At 44.1% G+C, this 497-nt stretch carries 1 protein-coding gene; it reads right to left on the bottom strand.

What is annotated here, in order from left to right; genetic code table 11:
- Nucleotides 1-497: hypothetical protein (locus PL9214_RS31895; RefSeq protein ID WP_186440534.1), on the bottom strand; the 497-nt coding region annotated here is incomplete at both ends.

Below are 497 nucleotides of genomic sequence, written 5' to 3'. Positions count from 1 at the left end.
CTGTTTTCGGTGAAGGTTGTTGTGTAGTTTGTTCCGGGTTGGCTACTGTCTAAATCGATGACGGGGGGGTTGTTAATTGGGCTAATATTAATGGTTGTTTGAGCAATATTACTATCATTTTCTCCGTCATTGACCACCACTGAAATATTCCGAGGGGTGAGGTCGGGGTTGCTGCTATTGTTGCTAAATTGAATTCCTTTAATGGCGGTTTGATAGTTGCTTAAACTGCTACTCCCCGTTAAATTCACGGTGATTTGTCCAGCTACACTGGTGTCAATTGTTCCGCTAATTCCTGTGGGGAATGTGGGCAGGGTTAAATTGTCTGCTGTTTGAGCGTTCGTCAGGGTAATAACAGCATTTTCAATATTGGTATCGTCTAGGTCTGTGATACTAATATCGCTATTGGCTATGGCTACTCCTGCACTGTTTTCGGTGAAGGTTGTTGTGTAGTTTGTTCCGGGTTGGCTACTGTCTAAATCGATGACGGGGGGGTTGTT

This window comes from Planktothrix tepida PCC 9214, assembly GCF_900009145.1.
In the GTDB taxonomy this organism is placed as follows: domain Bacteria; phylum Cyanobacteriota; class Cyanobacteriia; order Cyanobacteriales; family Microcoleaceae; genus Planktothrix; species Planktothrix tepida.
The sequence above is the reverse complement of the archived record's forward strand: the minus strand, read 5'-3'. Positions and strand labels throughout refer to the sequence as shown.